The organism is Enterococcus sp. AZ163, from assembly GCF_050498925.1.
GTDB lineage: Bacteria > Bacillota > Bacilli > Lactobacillales > Enterococcaceae > Enterococcus_A > Enterococcus_A ferrettii.
Map to the genome: position 1 here is coordinate 2994093 of NZ_JBIPAO010000001.1, position 25625 is coordinate 3019717.

The 25625-nt window shown below is 34.9% G+C and carries 15 protein-coding genes, 3 pseudogenes and 2 riboswitches; of the genes and pseudogenes, 7 read left to right on the forward strand and 11 right to left on the reverse strand.

Features of this window, described 5'->3' with window-relative positions; all coding sequences use genetic code 11:
- The first annotated feature begins 603 nt into the window (after positions 1-603).
- From IGI46_RS14385 to IGI46_RS14395, 3 genes are read left to right on the forward strand one after another with little or no spacing between them, the layout of a single operon-like run.
- Entirely contained in the window at positions 604-1185 is a 582-nt protein-coding gene (locus tag IGI46_RS14385; protein ID WP_207705200.1) for an MptD family putative ECF transporter S component, read from the forward strand.
- The gene (locus IGI46_RS14390; RefSeq protein ID WP_429963769.1) at positions 1185-1943 is read left to right on the forward strand and encodes an energy-coupling factor transporter transmembrane component T; all 759 of its coding nucleotides are present in this window, start codon (positions 1185-1187) and stop codon (positions 1941-1943) included. The genes IGI46_RS14385 and IGI46_RS14390 overlap by 1 nt, the downstream gene beginning before the upstream one ends.
- Before the next feature lie 4 nt (positions 1944-1947).
- Positions 1948-3399 carry an ABC transporter ATP-binding protein gene (locus IGI46_RS14395; protein WP_429973705.1) on the forward strand — a complete coding sequence of 484 codons (1452 nt, stop codon included), beginning with the start codon at positions 1948-1950 and terminating at the stop codon, positions 3397-3399.
- A gap of 414 nt (positions 3400-3813) precedes the next feature.
- Here IGI46_RS14395 and IGI46_RS14400 read toward each other — a convergent pair whose 3' ends face one another.
- Positions 3814-6657, reverse strand: coding sequence for a Cna B-type domain-containing protein (locus IGI46_RS14400; protein ID WP_429973706.1), 2844 nt, complete (start codon positions 6655-6657; stop codon positions 3814-3816).
- An 831-nt stretch (positions 6658-7488) separates the two neighbouring features.
- Between IGI46_RS14400 and IGI46_RS14405 the strand changes: the two are divergent.
- Positions 7489-8300 (forward strand): annotated as a pseudogene (locus IGI46_RS14405) (transposase).
- A gap of 197 nt (positions 8301-8497) precedes the next feature.
- Here the strand turns inward: IGI46_RS14405 and IGI46_RS14410 are convergent.
- From IGI46_RS14410 to IGI46_RS14445, 8 genes and pseudogenes are all read right to left on the reverse strand, one after another.
- Positions 8498-9310, reverse strand: a complete 813-nt coding sequence (locus IGI46_RS14410) for a triose-phosphate isomerase family protein (protein ID WP_429963771.1) — start codon at positions 9308-9310, stop codon at positions 8498-8500.
- 95 nt (positions 9311-9405) lie between these two features.
- A pseudogene (locus IGI46_RS14415) lies at positions 9406-9688 on the reverse strand (transaldolase family protein); the annotation flags it as partial.
- A 74-nt stretch (positions 9689-9762) separates the two neighbouring features.
- A complete protein-coding gene (locus IGI46_RS14420; protein ID WP_429963772.1) occupies positions 9763-10428 on the reverse strand; it encodes a bifunctional 4-hydroxy-2-oxoglutarate aldolase/2-dehydro-3-deoxy-phosphogluconate aldolase in 666 nt (221 codons plus the stop codon).
- Positions 10428-11528: a PTS fructose transporter subunit IIC gene (locus tag IGI46_RS14425; RefSeq protein WP_207705214.1), complete on the reverse strand. Its 1101-nt coding sequence runs from the start codon at positions 11526-11528 to the stop codon at positions 10428-10430. Before IGI46_RS14425 ends, IGI46_RS14420 begins: the two co-directional genes overlap by 1 nt.
- Before the next feature lie 18 nt (positions 11529-11546).
- Positions 11547-11858: a PTS fructose transporter subunit IIB gene (locus IGI46_RS14430; protein ID WP_429963773.1), complete on the reverse strand. Its 312-nt coding sequence runs from the start codon at positions 11856-11858 to the stop codon at positions 11547-11549.
- 1 nt (position 11859) lies between these two features.
- The gene (locus tag IGI46_RS14435) at positions 11860-12312 is read right to left on the reverse strand and encodes a PTS sugar transporter subunit IIA (RefSeq protein ID WP_429963774.1); all 453 of its coding nucleotides are present in this window, start codon (positions 12310-12312) and stop codon (positions 11860-11862) included.
- Positions 12305-14266 (reverse strand): BglG family transcription antiterminator, encoded by a 1962-nt coding sequence (locus IGI46_RS14440; protein ID WP_429964972.1) that lies wholly within the window; start codon positions 14264-14266, stop codon positions 12305-12307. The genes IGI46_RS14435 and IGI46_RS14440 overlap by 8 nt, the downstream gene beginning before the upstream one ends.
- 491 nt (positions 14267-14757) lie before the next feature.
- Positions 14758-16365 (reverse strand): phosphatase PAP2/LCP family protein, encoded by a 1608-nt coding sequence (locus IGI46_RS14445; RefSeq protein WP_429973707.1) that lies wholly within the window; start codon positions 16363-16365, stop codon positions 14758-14760.
- Between the two features lie 93 nt (positions 16366-16458).
- A riboswitch (M-box (ykoK) riboswitch) is annotated at positions 16459-16625 on the reverse strand.
- Between the two features lie 1841 nt (positions 16626-18466).
- Between IGI46_RS14445 and IGI46_RS14450 the strand changes: the two genes are divergently transcribed.
- Positions 18467-19591, forward strand: coding sequence for an LCP family protein (locus IGI46_RS14450; protein ID WP_429973708.1), 1125 nt, complete (start codon positions 18467-18469; stop codon positions 19589-19591).
- Positions 19592-19933: 342 nt separating this feature from the next.
- Here the strand turns inward: IGI46_RS14450 and IGI46_RS14455 are convergent, their stop codons facing one another.
- The gene (locus IGI46_RS14455; protein ID WP_429973709.1) at positions 19934-20818 is read right to left on the reverse strand and encodes a LysR family transcriptional regulator; all 885 of its coding nucleotides are present in this window, start codon (positions 20816-20818) and stop codon (positions 19934-19936) included.
- Positions 20819-21179: 361 nt separating this feature from the next.
- A riboswitch (M-box (ykoK) riboswitch) is annotated at positions 21180-21347 on the forward strand.
- A gap of 98 nt (positions 21348-21445) precedes the next feature.
- Between IGI46_RS14455 and IGI46_RS14460 the strand changes: the two genes are divergently transcribed.
- Entirely contained in the window at positions 21446-23161 is a 1716-nt protein-coding gene (locus IGI46_RS14460; protein ID WP_429973975.1) for an ABC transporter permease subunit, read from the forward strand.
- Positions 23162-23288: 127 nt separating this feature from the next.
- Positions 23289-24068: an ABC transporter ATP-binding protein gene (locus IGI46_RS14465; RefSeq protein ID WP_429973710.1), complete on the forward strand. Its 780-nt coding sequence runs from the start codon at positions 23289-23291 to the stop codon at positions 24066-24068.
- A 392-nt stretch (positions 24069-24460) separates the two neighbouring features.
- On the opposite strand, the pseudogene IGI46_RS14470 reads toward IGI46_RS14465, so the two are convergent.
- A pseudogene (locus tag IGI46_RS14470) lies at positions 24461-25513 on the reverse strand (transposase); the annotation flags it as partial.
- Positions 25514-25625: the final 112 nt, after the last annotated feature.

A 25625-nucleotide genomic window follows, 5' to 3' on the forward strand; every position in this document is an offset into this window, starting at 1 on the left:
AAAAAATACGAAATCACTTTCACACCCTAAAAGTCCATAATAATCAATAAATTTCTATGCGATTTGACTTTTTTATCATTGACGTGTCACACATGTTTTGCATGTTATCGTCTCATCATTGTCCTTTAAAGTTGCACCTAAATAATATTAAATAAATGTGATATCCGTATTTCGACCTACTATACAATCTTCGACGCTAACGAAATATAGCAGTTTATTGCGTGATATTAATGGTTATTTGGTTTAAAAAGACAAAAAAATTAAATAAGTTTATTATTAGAGTATTTTTAAATATATTATTTCTGATTCCTGATAAAAAGTTTATATTGACTTTGATATTTGAAAGTGCTAATCTAACTGAAAATGATAATCGTTCTCAATGGTTTTTATCCAAATAGACACAGTAGTCCAAAAATTGTCAAAATACGAAGAACTAGTGAGCTCTCATAGCTTTTTTAGCATACAAACTATTGGAAGGAATTTAATTACATCGATTTATATACTGGGAAGAATTACGGCAACGGTGGCTGTAATCACAAAAATAAACTTAGTAGATTATTTTTATCAGTAAAACATATGATAATCAAGGGGGCATTGTGGAAAATGAAAGCAAAGAAATTGAATGGAAAAGATTTAATACAAATTGGAATTTATGCAGCTATATATTTCTTTATTGTAATGGTAATCGCTATGTTTGGCTTTATTCCAATCTTCATGCCATTGATTTGTGTACTGGCACCAATACTAGGTGGAATACCGCTTATGCTTTTTTTTACTAAAGTAAAGAAATTTGGTATGATTCTTATTTTGAGCTTACTCATGGGTATCCTTATGTTGATCACAGGCATGGGATATTATTCCATTATTGTAGGACTTATTTCAGGATTAATTTCAGAAATAATCTATCGGAGTGGTAATTATCAAAGTTCTGCAAAAGCAATACTCGCCTATGCAGTTTTTTCAGTGTGGATGTGGGGAAATTTTTTACCGATCTTTTTTAATCCAACTGTCTATTTTTCTACCAGACAAGATCTTGGACTTGAATATGCTCAAACCCTAATTTCACTCTTACCGAGCTGGATGTGTCCTGTATTACTAATAATCACCTTCCTTTGTGGTCTAATTGGAGGAGTATTGGGTCGCTCTGTCCTGAAAAAACATTTTATTAAGGCAGGTCTTGTCTGATGCTATTAACAGCTAATAAACAAATTTTGAGTAATAAGAAACAGCTTTACTTAGATCCGCGAACAAAATTACTATTGCTTTTTACTGTTACAATTTTTGTTTTAGGAAATGTTAGTATTAAACAAGGTTTGTCAGGAAGAATTCTTACCACGATAACTCCTTGTTTAAGTCTAATGCCCTTTTTACTACTCGTATCTGCAAAAAAGTATAAAACTACTTTGACTTATTTTTTTCTTTATGTTGGAATGACATTTATCTCTTATTTTTTTAGCCAACGCTTGACTGGTTTACCAAATTTTTTACTTTTAGCTACAACTGGTATATTAACTCGCTTTTTACCAAGTATTCTAATGGGAATATATGTGGTCTCTACTACAACCGTTAGTGAATTTATAGCTGGTTTTGAGCATTTGCATGTTTCCAATTATTTAGTAATTCCGCTATCTGTCATGTTACGATTTTTTCCAACTGTCATTGAAGAGTTTAAGTCAATCAACCAAGCAATGAGGATGCGCGGTATCTCCTTCAAAGGAACAGGTAAACTTTCTTTTTTAGAATATCGCATGGTTCCCTTAATGACATGTTCCGCTAAAATTGGTGAAGATCTCTCTGTATCAGCTCTGACTCGAGGTCTTTCTCCCTTGGTTAAACGAACTAATGTCTGTAAAATTGGCTTTCGCATTCAAGATTGTATTGCTATTCTTTTTTGTTTTTTCGCTTTTTCTTGTCTTTTTCTTAACAGGTTTGGAGTGCTGTAATATTATGATTAAAATTGAAAATGTAAATTTCCGATACAATAGTGATTCCGACTATGCACTTAAGGATTTTTCACTCACTATAAATCCAGGTGAATGCCTTGTGCTGACTGGAGAGTCTGGTTGCGGTAAGACCACGGCAACTCGCTTAGTCAATGGTTTGATTCCTCACTATTATGAGGGGGAAATTACTGGAAGCGTTCAAATAAATCAACAAAATATTTTAAAGTCTGAACTCGCTCAAATTTCTCATTTTGTTGGTAGTGTATTCCAAAATCCAAGAAATCAATTTTTTTGTACTGACACAACTAGTGAAATTGCTTTTGGTTGTGAAAATGTTGGTTTGCCTATCCCAGAAATTGAGAAACGTATCCAAGAAACTGTAGCTAAACTTGAAATGGGAGAATTATTAGATCGTAACATTTTTCACCTATCAGGTGGAGAAAAACAAAAGGTAGCCTGTGCTTCAGTATCTGCGTTAGAACCTGACGTGATTGTTCTCGACGAGCCCACAGCTAATCTCGATATCTCTTCTATCCAAAATCTAAAGAAAACAATTATGTTTTGGAAAAATCAGGGCAAGACGATCATCATAGCAGAACATCGACTTTATTGGCTTAAAGATATTTGTGATCGAATGGTTTACATGAGAAATGGAAGAATACATTTTGATAAGTCAATGAATGATTATTTCGAGATGCCGTTAGAAGAAATTACTGAACTTGGTTTAAGACCTCGATCTTTGAAAGAAATTGGCACCAAATCTACTCATTACAATGGCAATGAAATATTCTCATTGAGGGATTTTAATTATCGTTATGAGGATACATCGGTTATTAGCTTACCAGAATTAACTTTACCAGTGGGATCGATAATAGCTGTGATTGGACGTAATGGTGCAGGAAAATCGACATTTTCAAAATGTTTATGTGGTTTAAATAAAAATTTTAAAGGTTCCATGCAGATTGATGGAGAAGATCGTTATCGTAAGCAGCTACTAAAAAAAGGCTACCTGGTTATGCAAGATGTCAATCATCAACTATTTTGCGAATCAGTAACTGAAGAGGTTCAATTAGGCATGTCTACTCAAAAATTTAATCAATTAGAGTTGGTTCTTGACAGCTTGGGGATCCAAGGACTTTCTGCAAGACATCCATTATCCTTGTCCGGTGGACAGAAGCAGCGAGTTGCCCTAGCATCAGCAATATTAGCTGATAAAGACTTTTTGATTCTAGACGAACCCACTAGTGGTTTGGACTATAATAATATGAAAAAGATTGCAGATTTAATCACATCACTTAGACACGAGAAAACTCTTTTTTTAATTACACACGATCCAGAATTCATACTCCAGTGTTGCACTCATGTTATCTATATTGAAAAAGGAGAGTTGCTAGAACAATACACATTGTACGGCCATGAAGACAAACTGTTATCCTTTTTCTCCACGACATCCTAGATTGAATATTCCCAATAGTGGGAATTGATAATTGTTAATTTAGTTTTGAGATAGTGGTTGATTCATCTCCCCTATGTTCTATAGGGTCACATCAGATAGCTAAGTATCTTATTGTTTATGCGAAAGAACACAGCACAAAAACACTCCCACTATTTGAATTTGGGAAGTGCTTTTGTGCTGAATGCAACTGCAATTTTAAATTTCAAAGAAAACTGCAGCAATTTTTTAAACTATCATAAGATGGAAAATGCTTTACAAAAACAAAAAATGTTTTAAAATCTTTTCGTTGTCGGATACTCCCTCTTTTATTCTCTACTTTAAGTATATCGTCAGTGAACTGTCATTTTAGAGTAGGACAACAAATCCTGTCTTTGAAAAAATCAAAGCAATCTGTAATCACTTACCTAATTTAAATTAATATTTTTTGTGCCACAGATAGATTGTACCTAGGACAACTAGGCAGCCTGCTATATAAAGAAATGGTTGTTTTGCTCCACCTGTTGATGGATAGTTTTGCTGCGTTTTTATTCCATTCGTGGGCTGATCCGAAGAATTATTATCTCCCACTACAGAATTATTTTTAGGATCATGGGTGTTTGTAATGATAATATTTCCCTTTTCTGCATCATCGTATGTCACTTCATATTCATCTGGTACGTTTAATTCCTTGACGGTGTAAGTAATCATTTTACCAGCATCTTTTTCGTCTAAGTTCATCCAAGTTGTGGTCCATTTATTATCCTCACTTAATTCAACTGCTTTCCCATACGCTTTTCCATTGGCATACAATTGGACCTTAATGTTTTGCGGACGTAATGCTTCTTGATCATCTCCATCCACCCATGCTTTAGTTGTCGTCACACTGGTCTTGCCTGGAGTATAGCTATTCTTTAGATCAAACCCTTCTATACTAGTTGTGTAATTAGCGACGGAATTTTCCGTTACGGTATAGCATATTTCATTCCCATTTTTATATTTTGGTAAATTAGTAAATTGGTAAGCCCACCCATCTTTTGAAGAAATCTCTTTCGTAGAAACCACTTGTCCATTCGCTAATAAGTTTACAGTAATAGACTCCGGACGTTTGCCATCTTGATTATTGTTGTCGTCCCATTGCTTCATTCCCTTGATCTCTGTTTCTTCTGGAGTATAACTGTTTTTTAGATTAAATCTATCAATACTTGTCACGTAATTTGGAACAGTATTTTCGGTTACACTATAGTATATTTCACTACCGTCTTTATATTTTGGTAAATTAGTAAACTGGTAGGTCCATTCATCTTTCGAAGAAACTTCTTTTGAAGAGACTACCTCTCCATCAGCCAATAAGTTTACGGTAATGGATTCTGGGCGTTTGCCATCTTGATTATTGTTATCCTCCCATTGCTTCGTTCCCTTGATCTCTGTTTCTTCCGGAGTATAACTATTCTTTAGATTAAATCCATCAATACTTGTCACGTAATTTGGAACAGTATTTTCGGTTACACTATAGTGTATCTCACTACCGTCTTTATATTTTGGTAAATTGGTAAATTGGTAATTCCATTCATCTTTCGAAGAAACTTCTTTTGAAGAGATCACCTCTCCATCAGCCAATAAGTTTACAGTAATGGATTCTGGGCGTTTGCCATCTTGGTTATTGTTATCCTCCCATTGCTTTGCTCCTTTAATCTCTGTTTCCTCAGGAATATGTTTGTTAATAAGGTTGTTACCATCAATAGACACAGTGTATTCAGAAACTGGTGTTTCTAAAATGGTATAGTTAATTGGTTTGCCATCCTTATTTTTAGGTAAATCTAAAAATTGGTAAGCCCAGTCATCTTGTTCAGTAACAGTCTTCGTTTGAACGGTTTCTCCATTGGCTAGTAGTTGAACTTCTATCGAATCTGGACGCAGTCCATCTTGATTGTTTTGATCGTCCCATATCTTAGATCCACACAATTCAGTCGGTTCTGGAATATACTTATTGGTCATCGATAATACTGTTCCGTCGTTGGTGCTTTGGATCGACAAGGTATATTCAGAATCAAGCTCTTCTCGGGCAGTATAATAAAGTCGGTTCCCCTGAGAATCATTCACTGGTAAGTTCTTCCATTTATATTCCCAACCATTCTTTTCACTTAATAGTTGTTTGTCTCCAAAAGATATTTCATTCCCATCTGTTACACTCTCATTTTCAGTATATTGGTAAGGTTTATTGCTTTGATAGAGTTGTACGGGTAATTCCACAGGTCGAACTCCATCCTGATTATTCAAATCGTCCCAATGCTTTAAAACTGAAAAGGTTGTTTCCGAACTATCAAGATCAACACTTATTTCGGTCGTTAAATCTCTTTCAATTGTTTGATATGCCCCCAGTGACTGATAAAACCCACCAGTAACACAAACTAAATAATAAGGCTGTCTGGTAACTAGTTTGGAAGCTATACTGCAATAAATTGTAGTATTATTTGAGTTTTCCTCATCAATCAGATTTTTAGGCACACCAATGAAAATTACCCGATTGTTTAAATCTTTCTCAATAGTCACATTGTCTGTGATATTTTCTTTTTTCCCATTTTTGGATAATTCAATATCCATGCTTGTATCTTCATTTCTAATTTGAAATAATTTTTCGGTTTCCTGATCCAGATTATCCTCAAATTCCAATTTATAAATATAATAATCTCCATCTTCACCATCAGGGTTAAACCCTTTTGCGTTAATCTTAACATTATTAATCTTGTTAATTAAATATTGATAAGATAAGTCCTCAGAAGGTTGTTTTGCTGCTTCTTTACAAAGATCACTTATCAAAGGATTTGAGTTAACTATCTTATCATCGAAAGTCCCTCCAGAAAGTTTCCATATAGCAAGTTGAATAGCTGAATATCGAGTCAACTCGTTGGCGTCACGATAATTTGGAACATTAGGTATTTCTTGATTTTTATCTTGATTTTGGTAGAAAGTTTCCATCAACCATAAAACTGAACCTGGTATTTTTTGGTTCAGGTCTACCTGGTATTCATTCCCAGAAGGATAATACTTACCTTCATCTAAACAGAAATATAAATTTTTATCATTATCTACAATCGTACTTAGTCCATGCCATAGCAAATTTAAATTGTTTAACTTAACTTCATTGTTGTTCACCAAGTTAATATCTGTACGAACATTTTTTATTGATGCTGGAGGCAAAACACTCGTTTCTGCGTTAGCTATTTGGAAAATCCCTCCCAAGCCTACAATTATTATTACTATGTACCAATATTTTCGCATGTTCTTCCTCTTTTCGTAAATTGATTACTTCTAGTTTAGCCCATTGTCAATTCACAATTTCTCAAAATAGTGTCGAATAATTCGATATTATTTGAATTTCTCCTTTCTCTTTGGCAGTATTCATTTTGCAATAAACAATTATTTCAATAATACTTATCTTTTTTCCTTTTCATTTCATCAGGAAAAAAAGATTGACTGAAATATTACAATAACAGACTAGTTTAGATACAAGGTGTAAAAGGATAAATATGCACAATCAAAAAATTAGCTAAACACAAGAGCTGTCTATCCGATTTTTTTATTCTACTGTTTGTTTCGTGTTAGTAACAATAACGGGTGAAATATGGTGAAATGACTACGGTATTTTCATAACACTTAATTTTGGACCAACATGCTTTCATGTGATCGATGTTCAATTGTCTCAACAGGTGAACTATTTGACTATTTACTATGTTTTATATATTCCAAATTGAAATTCTGTTGATATTAAAACTATTTCCAAAATGATTAGATAGCTGTTCCAGTATCATTTGTATAGGTTATGATATGTTTCTACAGCACAACTAATAACTCAGCTAATTCAGACTTGGAATATGAATAAATCGGTTGTTCCTCATGACTACCTTTACCTGTATCGTAGAATGTAGCAAAGTTATTTTATCAGAATGAGACTCAGCATCTAGCTCAACGGATAAAATATAACTATTGGAAATACCTTGATAAAAAGAATTGACTGAGTATCAGAGAGTGTAATCTAAACCGTGTAAGTAACCATTATCCTAGGTATAGGGTTGATTCACGGTTTTTCTTTTTCTGAAATAAGATGAAAAGGTGATTACACAATGGCTAAAAAGAAATCCCGAATCCGTGAAGTTAGCTGAATCTATCCTAAACGATTACCAACCTGGACCTGTGGAAGATATACAAGAGGCTTTGAAAGACGTATTTGGTCCGTTGTTTGAGAAAATGCTACGAAGGAAGAATTGAATAATCATCTAGGATATTGAAGCTCATCCCAAAGAACCTACGGAGCACGCAAATCACCGAAATGGTTATGGAAATGAAACGCTCAAAACAAGCTTTGGTGAAGTAAATATTGATGTTCCTAGAGATCGGGATACTTCTTTTGATCCTAAATGAATCGCTAAAAGAAAACGTGATGTCTCTGAAATCGAAGGAAAGTCCTTTCAATTCACGCTCGTGGAATGAGCCAACGAGATAATGCCACAACGATTGAAGACATCTACGGATTTAATGTCTCTCACGAGTTAACCTTTGATATTACAGATGCTGTGCTTCCTGAACTGGAGGAGTGGTAGTCTCGCACTTTAGCTAAATGCTATGCTTTCTTATTTGTCGAGTGTATGTATGTCACTCTATGAAAAAACTACGAAGAGAACGAATCCGAAGTGTACACAACAAATGCTGTTGAAAGTGCCCAGCCTAGTTTCCAGAAGATCACAAAAAAAGAGGCATTCTTTAATAAGAATGCGCTCCTTAAGCTGCTATATTTACTAACAAAAGAACTATACAATAAATGAAATGGCGGTCATATAGAAAATTGGATAATGATGCTTGATCAACTTATGACCAACGGAACGTTCTCTTCTCAAATTGAAAAGTATGCTACTTACCTTTCTTGAGGTTAGGTTTATTTATTCATGCTTTTGATTAAATTATTTCTAAATAGCTGAATATCTTTATTAGGTAAAAAGACCCCCAACTAGATAATTTCCAAAGTTTAGTTGACAAACCTAGCTTTGCGTATATTCTAGTACACTAATGAGTACATACTTGATCTATCCTCATTTTACAGCTAACTATATCCAATTTTTTTAGACTATTTTCCCCTCAAATTCTTGGTTACTTCGACAATTTGTTGCAATCGATTTGAATCGCTACCAAACCTACCTAATAAAACACCATCTAATTTTGCTAATTTTATCATTGTTATACTATTCTCAGGACTGACTGATCCGCCATAAACAATGCGAACTTTTTCATTTGCTGCTTCACCAAATATTTTTGCGATCGCTTTTCGAATGATTGATGTCGCCATCTTAATATGAGGTGCTCCAGCAGCTTTGCTCTTTCCAACTGCCCAAGCTGGAGTATAGGCGATAACAATCTTATCTAAATCTTTTTCTTTAACGCAGTATAATCCATTGTAAATGCATAAAAACAACTCATGTTCTAGTTCAACCTCATAATTTGGATCCTTCAAATCATCAATTACATTATCGGCATCTTTTTTATTCTGTTCACCAATACATAGAATTACATTCACTCCGTTTTTTAGAGCCAATTTAATTTTTTTATTGATGATATTGTCAGTTTCATTGAAGAGACACCTGCGCTCCCAATGCCCTAATTCGATAAAGGTTCCTTTCATATCAATTAGAGATTCAATCGAAAACTCTCCAGTCAACTCACCATTCTCAACAGGCGCAATATTTTGTGCACCTAGCTGAACTGAAGTGTTTTTTAGAACTTCATGCACTGGATATATCGTTCCCATGGAAGGTAAAATCACAACATCAATGTCAGTATTTTTTTGGGCGCTAATCTGCTTTGCAAACTCTTTTGCTTCTTTGATATGATTTTGTCTCATAGACCAATTCATGATAACGATTGGTTTCTTTTGATTTTCCATCGCAATCATCTCCTTAGCTGTTTATATATTACTTCTGTAAGAATGACTATTTAGCTTACAGAAATTAAAAATTACTTGTTCTCCATTCTTCTTTAAACTGCTCTCAATCCTTGCTCTGTCATTGGGATTCTTGACAACAATATTACTTGTACATTTTGTTAAAACCTCGGCTTTCAAGATCATCTCTTCGATTTATGCTTCAGTGACTTCTGCACTCACAGTTCCTTCGACAATCGAATAAATTTCTTTAATTACTTCTTGAAAGTCTCTCCCTTCTTCAGCAATAATCGTAGGATTCGTTGTCACTTCATCAATAAATCCTAACTCGTTAATTCGTTTGACTTCTTCTACACTGACTATATTTAGGAAAAATTTCATCATATCTTCTTTTTGCTATTCTCCTAGATCATCCAAATTTTACTCAGATGACACCATTCGTTTCAACAATGGTATTAACTTAAGACTTTGTTGTCTCTGACAATACTCATCATTTCTTGAGCATGATTTTCTATCGTCGCAAAATCACCTGAATCTACCAAACGTTTATCCGTCAAATATCCGCTAATCCCAGCACCGCAGAATCCTAAATCAAGATAGTCTTGCAAGTTCTCTCGTGTCACACCTGCAGTAGCAATCAGCTTAATATGATTGATTGGTCCAAGAATGTCCTTGATGTAGCCTGTTCCTAATGCTCTAACAGGAAACACCTTGACAAAATCAGCCCCAGCTTCATTCGCCATAATTATCTCACTTGGTGAAAGTGCTCCAGGCATTGAGATCATATCTAATTCTTTTGTTCGTTTGATAACAGTTGGGTTCGTATTAGGTGAGATAATGTATTCTGCTCCTGATTGATGAGCTGACTCAACTTGCTCCTTGGTTAAAACAGTGCCAGCTCCAATTTTTACTTCATCTCCAAATTCCTTAACTAACGAAGCAATGGCATTCGAAGTCTTAATCAAACATTCTGGATCCCCCTGATCAAAAGTTACTTCAACCAATTTCACTCCCCCATTGTTCAAAGCTGTTACTAGATTGATCAATTTCTCTCCATAAATCCCACGACAAATTGCAATAACCTTATTTTCTTCGATAAAATCATTTACTTCTGATTTCATTAAGCCTTCTCCTTTGTCAAATCCGCTACCTGTGCCTTATCTTTCTTTTTTGCGGGTGTCTCTTCTAAAACTGGCTTTAGACAACCGAGTATCGTTGCTGTCACCAAAGAGCCGACAACAATTGCGGCAATAAACCATAGCTTATTATCAACCACAGGCAATACAACAAATCCACCATGAGGAACATAACACTTCACATTTCCAATCGCTCCAATTACACATCCAACTGCGGTTCCAATCATTGTTGAGGGTAATATTCTTTTCATGTCACTGACGACGAAGGGGATAGCTCCTTCAGTAATTCCAATACACCCCATAATGCCAGCCGCAACTGCTGCATCCCGATCACCTTCAGTAAATTTCTTTCTAAAGAATAATGTTGCTAAGAAGATACCAATTGGTGGAATCGCTACAGCAATTCTAAACATCCCATTTGGTTCATAAATACCTTCATTCATAAGTGCTAGGGTAAACATCGAAACAGATTTGGTGATAGGTCCTCCCATGTCAACCTCTCCAAATAACCCAATAAATACTGCCAGCAAAATCGCACTGCTCCCGTTTAAACTACTCATGATGCTAGTTAATCCGTTCATCAGAAAGGCTAATGGTGTAGCAATAACATAGATATAAATCAGACCAAGAACGAAAACCGAAATAGTCGGTATAATCAGGATCGGTAAAATAGTTTTAATTGTTTTACTGACCTTCCATTTCTTCATCCACTTTACTAAATATCCCGCTGCAACCCCTAAAAGCATCGCACCTAGAAATCCTGACTTCACTTCTACCCCGTTTACAGTCACAGCATTATTTGCAAGGAAACCAAGAATCATGCCAGGTGCTAACCCGGGCTTACCCGCAATCGAATAAGCGATATAGCCTCCTAAAATTGGAATCATCATAGCAAAAGCTGCTTTACCTAATAAATTAATATTTTGCATTAATTCGTTGGTAACAACCACTCCTGTATCGCTTTTTTCCCCAGTAGCTAGGGATATAGCCAACATAATACCTCCAGCGACTACTGCCGGCATCATAAAGGAGACTCCACTCAGAAATGCTTTTTGAACTTCCTTTAAAATCGTCTTAATAGTCATTTTTTCCTCCTCTGCTTCCTAACCGTTCACCAATTTTTCAACTTCATCCAACACTTTCGCAGGATATGAGATCGCGTCGTTAACATCAGCATGAATAGTCAACTTATCTTCAAAACGTTCTTCATTTTCTATAAAAACGGATACAGCCAAAATGACTACATCTGCTTCCTCTACTTCTTCTTCAGTAACCTCATTTTCAATACCAATGCTACCCTGAGTCTCGATCTTAATATCGTATCCTCTTCTCTTTCCTTCTTTTTCCAATGCTTCTTGTGCCATGTATGTGTGGGCTACTCCAGTAGGACATGCCGATACTCCAACGATTTTCATGTTAGTTTCCTCCTATTTTTTTTTCTACTTGATATAATGAATCTAAAATCAACTCTTTGTTGCCGGTTAACAAATCATTTCTAAAACCGTCATCTAAAAGTTTTTTGCTAATTTCAGCAAGTACTTTCAAATGAAAGGTTGTTTTGTTCTCCTCTGGTATTCCTAACATAAATACTAGCTCAACGGGTTTACCAGCATTGTCCCATTGAATTGGTTGTTTCGTTCTAAGAAAACAGATAAAAGGATTGATCACTTCTTTCGATTTCCCATGGGGAATGCTTACGTCATAGCCAATTGCTGTAGAAAACTCTTCTTCTCTTTCGTTCACAGCATCAATGTAACGAGCGCTATTATTTAAATAACCTAGCTCTTTTGCCTTTTCTGATAAGTGATAAATGATGGACGCCTTATTTGTTAACACTGAATCCAACACGATTAATCCTTCATCAATCAATTTTATCTCCTCCTAATACTTTCATTATTTCTTCTTTTGTTTTACCAAAGATAAAGCGATCGACATTTTTTTTTGACTCAACGATCCGATAAATTTCTGACAGTATACCTTTTATATCCTTTAAGTCCTTTTCTGCTACGCAGATCATTAAAACGGTATTAACCATTCGAAGATTCCAACGTATTGGTTTTATCAATGTCATAATTACTAACTTACTTTCCTTAACTGTTGACGGTGACGGATGTGGAATCGCTACTCCGGTTGGAAGATCTGTCACGCCTAACTTCTCTCTATCCCAAATAGCTTGCTCAAAAGAATCTGTAACTAAATTATCTTGCAAGAGTTTTTGGGTGATTTTTTTTATGCATTTTTCTTTAGTAGCTATTGTTTCATTTAGAAAAATCATAGTCGGATCGATTATTTTGCCTAAATGTTCAAAAGAGTGATCATTCGATTCTTCTTCATCGTAGAATAAATCCAAATAAGTTGCAGAAACCTTTTTTAAATCTTGTTTGCTCATTAAAGGAGAAACATACGTTACGGGAACTTCAATTTTTTCTAGTTGTACTGAGGAGATCACTAAATCGACCTTGCTCAAGTCTCTTTTATAAAGTTTTCGCAGCGAGGTTACCTCCACAATATCTTGCGGAGAAAACACTCTTTTTAAGCGATTAGCAATCAGCTCTGACGTTCCGATTCCTGTGGGACAAACAATTAATATCTTTCGATTCTCTGAAATACGATCAATTGCGCCCTGAAAATGTATCATCATAAACGCAACTTCATCATCGGTTAATCGAATGCCTAATTCTTTCTCAATTCCAGCCAATATTAGCCATGTTGTACTGTATAAAACAGAGTATTCTCGTTTTATTTCCTCCAAAAGCGGATTACTAACTGGAACATTTAATTTGGATCGATAGATCATGGACACTAAGTGATAAAGGATATTCATATATAATTTGTCATCACTAGTTAAGTCAACCTGAATTGAATCACTCATTTCCTTGATCATTTTTTTTACCACGGCATCGTATTGCTTCTGAGTCGTTGTATCTTTTAATTGCGGTTCAAATCCGTGTGCAACTAATTGCCGATTTAGGTATTCAAAATCGTTTGAATCAAACTTGATACTATTATTTAATTCAAGATGCTCTACTAATTCATTGGTTAAAAAGAATGTTTTAAGCGACTCCACATTTTCAAACAAGAAATTATCTTGATGTTCAATATGAACCCCTTCTTGCAATCGAGAAATGAGTATACCAATTGACAGTACCAATGATTGAAAATAGTTATCTGGTAATTTATCGATATCAAAGTAATCATTTGTGTGCAGGAGCATAGAAACTTTTTCGATAATGTCTTTAGATAAAAACCTAAATAATAAGGCAGGAAATTGGACTTTAAAACTACTAGTTAAGTCTGATTTATCAATGATAAAGTAAGCATATTGTTTGATTGCCTTTTGTATTTCAGATTCCTTTCCAACTACTTTTGTTCCATTATTATCAGAACGAATTGATGCTGAGCTTCCTTCAATAATTGTCTGTATTTGATCTAAATCATTTGATATAGAGGTTCTACTGACTAAAAATTTTTCAGACAAAAGCTGGTAGGATACTTTTTCGTTCCTTAATAATAAGTAGTCAGCTATTTTTATTTGTCGTTCGAGTGGAAACTGATTGAAGTCTATTTGAATCGAAGTCTCACCGAAGCTTTTTATTATTTCATCATTTGACAAATTCGACTTACTTATACAAATTCCTTTTCCTTGCCGTTTTATAATTTCAATTTCCCTTTTCCTTAATACTTTATTCAAATTATCGATGTCTTTATACAACGTACGATCGGAGATAGATAAAATCTTGGAGTAATGATTTACCGGTAAAAAATCTTTTTGCTCCAATAGCAATCTCAATAGTGTATGCTGACGCTTGCTTATTTCAAGCATGATTTCCACTCCTTTCAGGGAAGCGCTTCCCTGTATCTGTAATTTAACATTTATTCCTGTATTTGGATATCACATCTAGTTTCAAGATAATTCCTGAAGTTTTCTAAACATATAATAAAATAGAATCCGAAGCTAGATCAATCGTAACTAATTTAAAGTTCTTTTTATCACTATCACTTCAATGTAGTCCTGCAGAAAGGCTTATCAAGCCTGCTCAACAGTTGTAAATTTCTCGTTTACTGACGAAAAATCAAGTTGATAAGGTTAAACGTCGTTAAATAAGAACCCTATTTTTTTCAATGTACAAAAAAAGCACGAAACATTAATCATAATGATTATGCTCCGTGCTTTTTTTGCGAATAAATGGTGTTCCTAAAGCAATTTCTTTGGACCTAAGTCGAACTATCCAGAAAATAGAAAAAACTATTTTCGGATATTTTTTTAATTCTTAGAGTTGAACGCTTTGTTACAACCTCTTATACGGGATATAATTATTGATTTTGTTCATCCTCTTTTGTATTAATACCCATTTGTTCTTTAATGGCATTTTCGACGCGTTGTCGTTCGCTTTCTTCTACAAGCTGATAAGAGATTCCTTCAATACCTGTCACACCATCACCTGTAAAATCATAACCTTTCAATTGATCGGTTTCGATATTTTTTAGTGCAGGCGTATATTGTTTTAACATGGCCATCATTTGGTCAAAGGATAAGTCGGTTTCGCCGTGTTCTCCAATAACATCTAGAATTTCTTGATACTTTAATAAGCTGTTAAAAGAAAGTAACTTATTTGTTATCTCAACTAAAACTTCTCGTTGGCGGCGTTGACGACCATAGTCGCCTTCGGGGTCTTCGTAACGCATACGTGCGTATTGCAAAGCTTCCCATCCGCCTAAATGTTGCTTGCCTTTCGGATAATGAATACCTTCAGCGTCAAATTCAAAGGCGTTATTCACGGTGACACCACCGACAGCATCGCCAAGGTCCTTCATGGCATCCATATCCACAGAAAAGTAATGGCTGATAGGAATGTGTAAGACGTTTTCTACCGTTTTGATTTGCATATCGGCACCACCGAAAACGTGGGCCGCATTGATTTTATTCCATTCACCATTAGTGCCCGCCATTTCCACATAATAGTCTCGTGGAATGCTGGTAATGGTTGTTTTTTTTAATTGATTGTTAACAGTAACCACCATTAAAGCATTGGAGCGGTAATCCGTTTTTCTTTTTGAATCATTTGCAATTCCCATAATTAAGAAACTAACGGGTTCTCCTTTAGCTAAATCTGGACTTTTAGTTGACGATTTTCGTGGTTTATACATTGTATTCGCCGTTTTTTTCAAATTATGATACATGCTGATACCATAAGCCGAGACAGAAAGAGTTCCTAAAAATAAAAGGGTCAAACTGAACACTAGGAATAAACTTTTTCTTTTACGAGAATGTCGCCGACTTCGTTGGGCTGAGGCTTCTTCTACAGGTGCTTGCAAATAACGTTGTACAATACTGAACGAAAAATTTACCCAGCTATAGCTTAGGAGCATACCAGCAATTATGTCACTAGGATAGTGCACACGTAAGATGAGCCGTCCTAATACAATCAGTACGAGATAGACAATTAAAAAAAGTTTGATGCCTTTAGTTTTTCTAACATTGAGATAGTTTAAAGTGATAAAAATTGTACAGACAAGACACATCGCTAACAGCGAATGCCCACTAGGAAAACTCGCGGAACTACGATCGGCTAAAGCGCCCAGAGTTGGTCGAGCTCGGCCGACAACATGTTTAAAAACGCTCCCTAAGAAACCGACAGCTAACAGGTTACTAACTGACCAAAAGGCAAGGATTTTTTCTTTTTTATGCAGAAGATAAATCATAAATAATAAGAAGATCAGGAACATAGGGCCAATTGTCGCTGTTTTTGCCAACAGACTGACAGCCGTTAACATCGGGGCATTTAATTGCCATTTGATGTGATAAATTGCTTCGTCTATTTGTTGAAACCAATTTGGACTGGCAGCCACTAACAGTGTGAGGAAGGCAAAACAAATGGTTGTTATGCCATAAAGCGGAAATTTTTTATTCGATGTTTGCATGAGAATCCCTTTCTTTTCCCTTGAAAGAGTAGACTAAGCCAGCATCGATCGTAAATAAGTGCTTGCTGCTTTCTAAAAAAACGCAGCAAACCAATCGGTTCTCATCGTCTGAGCTTTAGCACTATCCAACGTAAAGATTTCTCTTAGCTATTTTTAGAAGAGCCTTAATTCGACCATTCCTGTTTTACACATTGGTGTCTTTCGACATTTCTGCGCAATAGCCTATGTTTGGATAGGAGCCTCACCTAACAAGGTTATTTTATCTAACCCCAGAAGTATAGAATTGATTGCGGGTTACTCTCAATCATTTTGAGTAAGTTTAGTATTTTTTTAAATTATTTCAATTGTGTTACAAGAAAGCAAATAAGTATTATATTGAAAAATCAGCATCTGTGCATCACCTTCTTTTAGAAGAGAAAACCTCAGGTAATCCTATATCACCTAAAGGAATTGCATCATACAGGCAAATCCATTTCATGTTCTGACATCCATTTTAGTAGAAATCTCTACTTATCAAATGAAACTGTCAGAAAAGGGTATTTTATAACAGTTTCTTTCATGAATCTCCTTTATATTAAGATATATCCTGCAAATTGGTATGACACCACTATTGGAAGTTTTGCATCTGATAAATGTGTTACCTAAAAACACCAGTTTACTTAGGATTTATGCTGAATCAGGCTATCGAGGAACAACCATCACCCAAATTATTGATATTTTGAATAATATGATCATGCAGTTACTCAAGGAGCTACTTCGCGGGTCATCTTACCAGTGCGTAGCTTGTCGAACGGATTTTCGTCTGGATAAATAACTTTAGGAGATTTTTTAAAGATTATGAATAAAGTTTTTTTCTATTGAAGTCTTTACTTGTCTTACCTTGATGTCGTTAAGCATAGAATGTTTCTAAATTCATGAAGGCAGCTTATTAATATTTTGCATAGGACAATATCCTCCTCAAAGTTTCATAGTGAACAAACGCCTCCAGAAACATGAAATGCTCTAGTGATAGACCCGTAAGCTCTTGTTATAGACATTATTTTTATACCGGTCGGAATAATGAGTTTTATTTTTGTTTAGGATACTATCCAGCATACTTTTCGTGTTTTTTAATCAATAGCACTTCTCTAAAAGGTTGGATGTAAGCGTGAGAGACAGTGCGCATTTATCCTGAATATCTGCAGTTCATGACAAGTAGACTGCTAATACAGTGGGAGATTGATTAGGTAAGTTAGGTGCTTTTTTCAAATAAATGAATCAGATATTTTCGAAGATCTAAGCCAGTTTCTACTACCGTTCGAATAACACTAAAAAAATCCCCGTAGATTTTGCCTCATGTCTACCTTTAGAAAAGAGCCAACTTTTCTAAAATTCTTGATCGTTTTTTTAAACTTTGTAACGAGGTCATGAGTTTTTTCCCGGCCTTTTTCTTGAGAATTTGAAAAAACAAATTTTCACTGATACAGTTCCCATTATTATGAAACACCCTCGTATATATTCCGAAAAAACTCTCACTCACCCCAACATAATCTCTTTATAAAAATTTGAGTCTTTTCAGAAAGATCACTCAATTAGCATACTTTATGCGTACTCTCAAATTCTAAACAACCTGATAATGTCACCAAATAGCAAAGTATATTATCCAAAACATACCGAAAGATATGATTGATCGAGCGACCATATCGGATAATCGTTATTTTAAATCAATATTACCTAATGATAACTTATCTGCTTTTTGGTTTCCCCGTAAAGCTTTTTCGCTTATTAAGCAATATTTATCCTATTTTTTCTCTTTTTAAATATATTATTAAGATTAAAATATCATCTACCAACGTTTACCGATTATCGTTATTATATACTCAGATATCTGCTGATATTTTCTTTTCTATACAGGTCATTTAATACCCGTTGTGTGAATACACCAGAAGATAGCCATTCGTAATATACAAGTCTCAATTAGCATTTATTCCGAATATGATAAGACTGTTTCCTCACATTATCTGAACGGTCCTTAAATTAAACCCGCTTTTTATACAAAAGTGCTAATGATTTGTTAATCTCACGGCTACAATTTATGGTCAAAAAGAAAGGAAGTATTCCAATGAAAACAACACAAAAGAAAATCCTATTACTCATCACAGTAATTTTGATGTGTACTATTGCCGTCTCAGCTTATTTCTTATTAACTGACCACCATTTAGAAAAAACGATGGCTGACGGTTATCATCCAATAAAAAATAACTTTAAGTCCTCAAGTGAAAATGACAGCGAGTCATTTCTAATTATGGGCTTAGACAACACTAATGAAAGAAAATTGGGTACGACAAGAACTGATGCTATGATGATCATTACGTTAAATAAAAAGGATAAAAAAATCACCTTTTGCAGCTTGCCTAGGGATAGTTTTGTTCCAATAATTGCTAAAAACTATCATGGAAATCAACGGATTGAAGCTGCCTACACCTTTAACGGTCCCGCTGCATCTGTTAATACAGTAGAGAAACTATTTAACATTCCAATAGATCATTATTGTGTATTTAATTTCTTATCTTTCATTAACTTTATTGATGCAATTGGAGGAATAACTATTAATGTAAAGCAGGCATTTGATGGTGTGACTAAAGACGGACCAGGGGCAATTCATTTTGATGAGGGAACACAACATGTGGATGGCACAAAAGCTCTTTCTTATGCTCGAGAACGTCATAGCGATAACGACATCATGAGAGGGTTTCGCCAACAAGAAATTATTCAAGCCGTTGGAGAAAAACTAAAATCAAAATCAACTATCAAAAATCTAACAAAAATTATCGACTCCTTTGATAATAACATCCAAACAGATATTACAACCGATCAGCTTCTAGCATTATTAAAAAACGGTTTGACCTATGAGAACTATCAAAAGCAACAACTAACTTTTGATTGGCGAACCTTTAGCAATCAAAACCGCAGCATGGTTGAACTTTATCCGGATAGCATCCAATACGTAAGCCATGAGTTAAGAGTGAGTCTGGGCATTGATAAAAAAGATGCCCGTGACAAGAAAGATTTCGTCTTCCACACGAATGGTCAATATCTTTATCAAAGTGATTACTCTGTACAAGATCCAGATTCTGAAGATCAAGAATCAACCTCGCTCTATGGAAATACTTATATAGGAACACCCGGTAATACTGAAACTGGCGAATTGCCTATTGTTGAAACAAAAAATGGTTTTGTTCCTTGATCGGTAAACTATATTCTTTTAGAAAAAGAGTACGATCTAAAAGTTCTCTACAAAATAGAAAATCTGAAGGTGAAATACTTGATACCAACATCAGTATTTCACCTTCAGATTTTCTGTTTTGTTCACAAGTTCTTCTTTCATAGTCTGACAAGCTTGGCCACATCGATCAACTTCCAATCTCTTATAGCATTGCCTTTCGTATGTTGAAATTTTTTTGCTATAATTCAGGTTACGTCTGCACTATCATGTGATAAATAGATACCGCAAACAGAAAAAAATCAATAAAGAAAACTGTGTTTTTGTCCTTCCTAACTTAAATTCACTGATAACCTATGCTTATTTTCAATTCCTGTTGTCTTGTCCTTCGATTTCAGCAAATACTTCTTTTAAATATTCTTCAACGTCTCCAAGATTAAATAACTGATCATTGTTTCTATTTTTATATAGATAATAGTCTATTTCCATTTCGTTGGGTAAAGAAAAGAATTTAATAGTATCGCTTGATAGCAACTCTTTTTCGGCTGCATGAATTACTAAAAATCCTCTATTTTCATTTATCCACTTTTGAACTCCCAAACTATCATGGCAATAAAGAAACTGAGGAATAATGTTGAAAAAAACAGCTATTTTTTGAGTTAATTGTCTGTGTCCTAATTGATCCGTCAAAATTATAAAGGGCCTTTTTTCTAAATCCTTAGACGTAATTTCACTTAAATCACTTTTTACTAACGATTCATGTGCAACAATCAAAATCTTTGAATGGATCAATAAAGCTCTTTCTAATTGAGAATCTTCAACTAGGCTATTTGTAATTACGAAGTCTAATTCTCTTCCCTTTAATCTATTTAACAGATCCAATGGCGCGGCATTAATATAGTTTATAGGATACCTTTCTCTTTTTACTGTACATTCATTCGCTTCAAATATTAGGACCGACTCACTCACCCCTACTCTAAATATAGGCTGGTCAATTCTTTGATATAAAGGGAATTGAATTTTTTTAACTTCTTCTAATATTTTTTCAACCGCAGGTAGAATTTTTTCCCCACTCTCACTTAACATCAACCTTTTCCCTTGCCGAACAAATAAATCATATCCAAGTTCATTTTCAAGACTTTTTAAAGCAGAGCTCAAAGATGATATGCTGACATACAATTCTTGAGAAGCCTTAGAAAGACTGTTGTACTTGGCAATAACGTAGAAATATTCTAATTTTTCAATTGACATTTTCACCACATCCCAGCGTCTTTACTTTAGGTCAACCTAATTTTGCACCCAATTTGTATTATAAACAAGGAAACTTTTTTTATAACTTACGTTCTTTAATTGGTGTTAACTTTTGGAATAAGTTTTCAGATAGATTATCGTTGATTTCTCGAAAACATTTCCTTCCGTTTGAAAAATGACAAATTATTTCCTCTCCACTTGGAGAAACATTCTATTCCATTATTTTTGAAAGTTTTTACACAAAAAGCGAAAAGTATCAAAGACCCTTATCTAATAACAATAGGTACTGCTAAAAAGTACCAACAACAAATTTTTAGTTGTTTTATTCTATTTCGCGAGTATTATAAATTTGCACAACAAAATAGAATCATATTAGGTGAGGTTACTCTGAAGAACACAGGTTATCGCTCGGAAATGTCGAGAGACAGTAACGAGTAAAGCAGGGATTGTCGAATTAAGGCTTTCCTAAGATAACTAGAATTTATTTTCTTACGTCTCAGAAAGCCAAAGCTCAATTACGTGATTACTTATCATCTTTTCTTTTTTGAGTAACCTCCTAATATGATTATTTAGGAGGTTTTTATTTTGAACGTTTTAAAAGCACCAATCACCAAAAAATCTACTCTCATGAAAGCTCTTGGAAACACTACTATAATAGTCATTCTCACCTTGTTTCTATTTATTATGGTTTTCTCGAGTATAAAAATGAATCGACCTCTTAATAGTTTGCCATCAGAGGATTTTTTATCAGTAGCCAGACCTCAAAATGACTTTCTGGCGATAAGCAATCTCTTCTATTTTTCCATTCGCACGATGTTTCGAATGATTGTCGGGATGGCCTGGTCTTTCCTCTTTTCTTTTATTTTTGGCATTTTGGCAGCAAAAAATAAAACGGCTAGACAGATTATTTTACCATTAGTCAACTTTTTAGAATCTGTTCCGCTATTAGGTTTTTTAACCTTTACAACAACTGGCTTACTTGGCCTATTTCCAGGAAATGTGATGGGGTTAGAATGTGTCGCAATTTTTGCAATTTTTACAGGGCAAGCTTGGAACATTATGCTGACACTTTATCAAATAATGGAAGTCGTTCCTTCTGATTTGCTCAATGTGACCGATCAATTCAAGTATAATCCTTGGCAAAAATTTTGGCGACTTGAGTTTGTTTATTCGATTCCAGGATTGCTATGGAATGTGATCATTTCGCAAACTGCTGCCTGGTTTGCCTTAGTAGCCAGTGAGCAAGCTTCTGTTGTATTGTCAAAAGAGAAGACACTCTTTCTACCTGGGATTGGTTCCTATATTCAGGTAGCATTAGACCGCGCAGATTTTAAAGCATGCTTATGGGCTATCTTGGCATTACTGCTTAATGTTGTAATCCTTAACTTCTTAGTTTTTCAACCTTTAGTCAGGGCTACCTACTATTTCAAGTATGAAGCGGATATCGAAAGTTCAATTCCACCAAAATCATTGGTTTATCAGTTGATTCAGCATGCTTCTATAACTAAATATTTTTCAAGAGTATTTGCTAATTTTAGTTTTTTCTGGATTTATAAACTGCCTAATATCTGGTATTTCCTTAAGCTGGATTGTCTGTATAAAAAAGTAGCGAAGCTTCGAAATTTTTTCAAAACTCTTTGGTATGTTCTCTTAGCTATTTTAATTATAAATTGGTCAATCAAACTTTATTATTTCTTGCCACATCAGGATTTTAGTTTAATTCCACAATTGATGCTGGATACCACTTTACGAGTAACGTTAGCGATGATTGTTGCTGGATTGATTTTCATACCATTAGCGGTTTGGGTTGCCAGCGATAATCGCCGATTGAATGTTGTTCAACCAATTGGACAAGTAATAGGTTCGATCCCTTCAAATATCTATACGCCGTTCATCGTTATTTTCATAAGTATTGGTTTTAACAAGCTAGAATGGTGGACTTTGCCGCTCATCATGGTAGGTTGCCAATGGTACTTTTTTTTCAATGTTATTGCTGGTTATTTAGCAATTCCTGATGAGATTCGTGATGTAACAAAGATATTTAAGCTTTCTAAATGGCAATGGTGGGTTAAGTATCTCATCCCGTCTATTTTACCTTACATCATTACAGCGATTATCAATGCTGCAGGTGCAGCATGGAATGCAGACATCGCTGCTGAAAGCATTCAATGGGGAAAAAAGCAAATTGATGTCACAGGATTAGGTCACTATATTTCGATCAACGATGGCATAAAAGACAAGTCTGCATTAGGGACTTTGGCCATGTGTTTTATTGTGGGACTATGTATTGCATTTATTTGGCAACCTCTTTATCGAATCGCTAAAGATCGGTTCCACTATTAATACTAGTAAAAGCTGTTCATACTAAATATGTTGACTAAAAAAGAAGTAATTTTGACAAATGAGATCTGGTCTTAAGCTGAAAGGAGAAGTATATTTAGGTTTGAATACTTAAATATGCAAAACTATTATGGAAAATACAGAATTGTTAAATGTGAAATCTGTCTATAAAGAATTTGAAATTGAAGGACATAAGGAGAATTTGAAAGTCCTAGATAACGTAAATCTAACCGTTAAAACCAATGAATTTCTGAGCGTTATTGGGCAATCGGGAACTGGTAAATCAACTTTACTAAGAAGTATTGCAGGACTCGTACAACCAACTACCGGTGAAATCATTTTTGAAAACAAAAAAATATCAGAACCTGACTCAAATATAAGTATGGTATTCCAACATTTCGCTCTTTTTCCTTGGCTGACCGTCGAAAAAAATATCAGTTTTGGTCTAGAAAATCGCAGTGGGCTCTCACGAGAACAAGTAAAAAGAAGAGTGAAAAACTTGATCGAAATGATTGGTTTAAATGGCTTTGAGAAAGCCTATCCGCGCGAGTTGTCTGGTGGAATGAAGCAGCGAGTTGGATTTGCCCGAGCACTAGCGACTGAACCTAGCTTACTATTGTTAGACGAACCTTTTTCCGCACTAGATATCGTCACTGCTAGCCAGCTATCCAATGATTTATTAGAAATTTGGTTAAAAAATCAAATTGCTACAAAATCAATTGTAATGATTACTCATGATATTCAGCAGGCTGTTCAGCTCTCTGATCGAGTAATTTTAATGGACTCGAATCCAGGACGTATAGCGAAAGTTTATCCAATCGATATCCCTAGAAAACTTCGCTCTCCAAAAACAATTATAAACATTGTGGAAAAAATCACTGAAGAAATGATTATGATATCTAGAGACTAATTTCTTCGAGCGACGTATTTTATTCATTGATTATTCGGAGGGCACCCTTCTTTATTACTATAATTTTAACTCGTCACTGTTCTTATGCCTGTTGTAGCAGCAATTATTGCTTACTGCAACAGGCATTAAAAATATAATAGTACATATTCTGCTGAATGATAAAATCTAACTAAGCAATTATAAATAGGATGATCATGCCACAATTTAAGAGGCAAATACGGTAAATAACGAAAATGTAAGCCCTTTTTGGTTTTTAATTTAAAAGAGGCTGTGACATAAGTAGTCTCTAAACGAATAAAAAAAATGACCACCTCCCGAAAATCTATCAATGATTTTCAGTGAGGGGGTCATTTTTTCTATGTAAGAAGTCCTGAAGTTCGTCCTACAACTGCCAACTTCATCATATTGAGGACCAACACGAGGAGGCCGGTTTCTCTCTTCACTTTTTCCATACCTCGAACATGGTAACGAGTGAAACCTAAACAAGCTTTCATCCGACCAAAAACAGGTTCTACGTCGATTTTTCTTCGTGCATAGATTTTTCCTATTTCAGGAGTTGAAAGCAGTGTGACTTGTTTCGCCTTAAAATATTCCCAGGAAGGGTTGACACTCATTTTTCTGGTGTATCCTTTTTGTGTTAATGCGGCTAGAATAACTTGTTTATTCTGATCATATTTCTCTGCTTGATATTCTTTAAAATCTTTTACGAACCCTTCCTTATCCGTTCGTTGACGGTAGGCATGAAAATTGAAGCGTACACCCTTTAGATCTACATAGTAATTGTCTTCTTCATGATAAGTCCAATTCATGACTTTTCGCTCATCCGTTTTCCATTTCTTACTTTGTTCTTTGAGCATTGATGCATAAGGAATTAACACAGTATGTTGTGCGTACTGATCCTCCAATTGTCGATAATTTTTTTCTGACCCATATCCTGCATCAGCAACAATCACGGTTTCTTCAACCAAATCCATTTTGTCTAAAAATGGAAGTAACGTTTTTGTGTCTGTCGGATTTTGATAAACATCATAACCTACTATATATTGATCACAAGTGGCAAGCTGTAGATTATAGGCCGGCTTCAACTGGCCATTCCATTATGCATGGGATCTTCTTTAACCCGCATGAAAGTAGCATCTACATCCGTCTTTGAATAACTGTTGCGAGTTCCACAAAGAGTGAGACGAAGGCACACGTTCCTGCGTCAACCAGCGTACTGGCAAACTTTCTTCCGCAAGTTGTTCAATTTTACGACTAGTAAATACGCTGCGAGTATAAGCAAATAAAACGAGTTTTAGCATTAAACTAAGATCGTACTCCCGAGGTCTATCAAAAAGATAAGGTTCCTTGAACTGAAGAGCCTCAACTAATTCATGAATAAACCAGGCAGTATTCTCTCTTTTGGGAACATAGGAAGTAGATATATTCAAAGTAAGCTGAGCCATGTTATAATTAGTTATGTGTTTTGGTCCTTTCGAGGATTAAAGTTTGAGTATAGGCAGCCACCTATACTCTTTTATTTTATCCAAAATGCCAGTGAAATGAACGATAATCGTC

Coding starts and splice junctions, on each gene's coding strand:
- IGI46_RS14410 (WP_429963771.1), bottom strand. CDS start 9,310: ATGGAAAATCAAAAGAAACCAATCGTTATCATGAATTGGTCTATGAGA.
- IGI46_RS14400 (WP_429973706.1), bottom strand. CDS start 6,657: ATGCGAAAATATTGGTACATAGTAATAATAATTGTAGGCTTGGGAGGG.
- IGI46_RS14440 (WP_429964972.1), bottom strand. CDS start 14,266: ATGCTTGAAATAAGCAAGCGTCAGCATACACTATTGAGATTGCTATTG.
- IGI46_RS14390 (WP_429963769.1), top strand. CDS start 1,185: ATGCTATTAACAGCTAATAAACAAATTTTGAGTAATAAGAAACAGCTT.
- IGI46_RS14445 (WP_429973707.1), bottom strand. CDS start 16,365: ATGCAAACATCGAATAAAAAATTTCCGCTTTATGGCATAACAACCATT.
- IGI46_RS14420 (WP_429963772.1), bottom strand. CDS start 10,428: ATGAAATCAGAAGTAAATGATTTTATCGAAGAAAATAAGGTTATTGCA.
- IGI46_RS14385 (WP_207705200.1), top strand. CDS start 604: ATGAAAGCAAAGAAATTGAATGGAAAAGATTTAATACAAATTGGAATT.
- IGI46_RS14465 (WP_429973710.1), top strand. CDS start 23,289: ATGGAAAATACAGAATTGTTAAATGTGAAATCTGTCTATAAAGAATTT.
- IGI46_RS14430 (WP_429963773.1), bottom strand. CDS start 11,858: ATGAAAATCGTTGGAGTATCGGCATGTCCTACTGGAGTAGCCCACACA.
- IGI46_RS14395 (WP_429973705.1), top strand. CDS start 1,948: ATGATTAAAATTGAAAATGTAAATTTCCGATACAATAGTGATTCCGAC.
- IGI46_RS14425 (WP_207705214.1), bottom strand. CDS start 11,528: ATGACTATTAAGACGATTTTAAAGGAAGTTCAAAAAGCATTTCTGAGT.
- IGI46_RS14455 (WP_429973709.1), bottom strand. CDS start 20,818: ATGTCAATTGAAAAATTAGAATATTTCTACGTTATTGCCAAGTACAAC.
- IGI46_RS14460 (WP_429973975.1), top strand. CDS start 21,446: ATGAAAGCTCTTGGAAACACTACTATAATAGTCATTCTCACCTTGTTT.
- IGI46_RS14450 (WP_429973708.1), top strand. CDS start 18,467: ATGAAAACAACACAAAAGAAAATCCTATTACTCATCACAGTAATTTTG.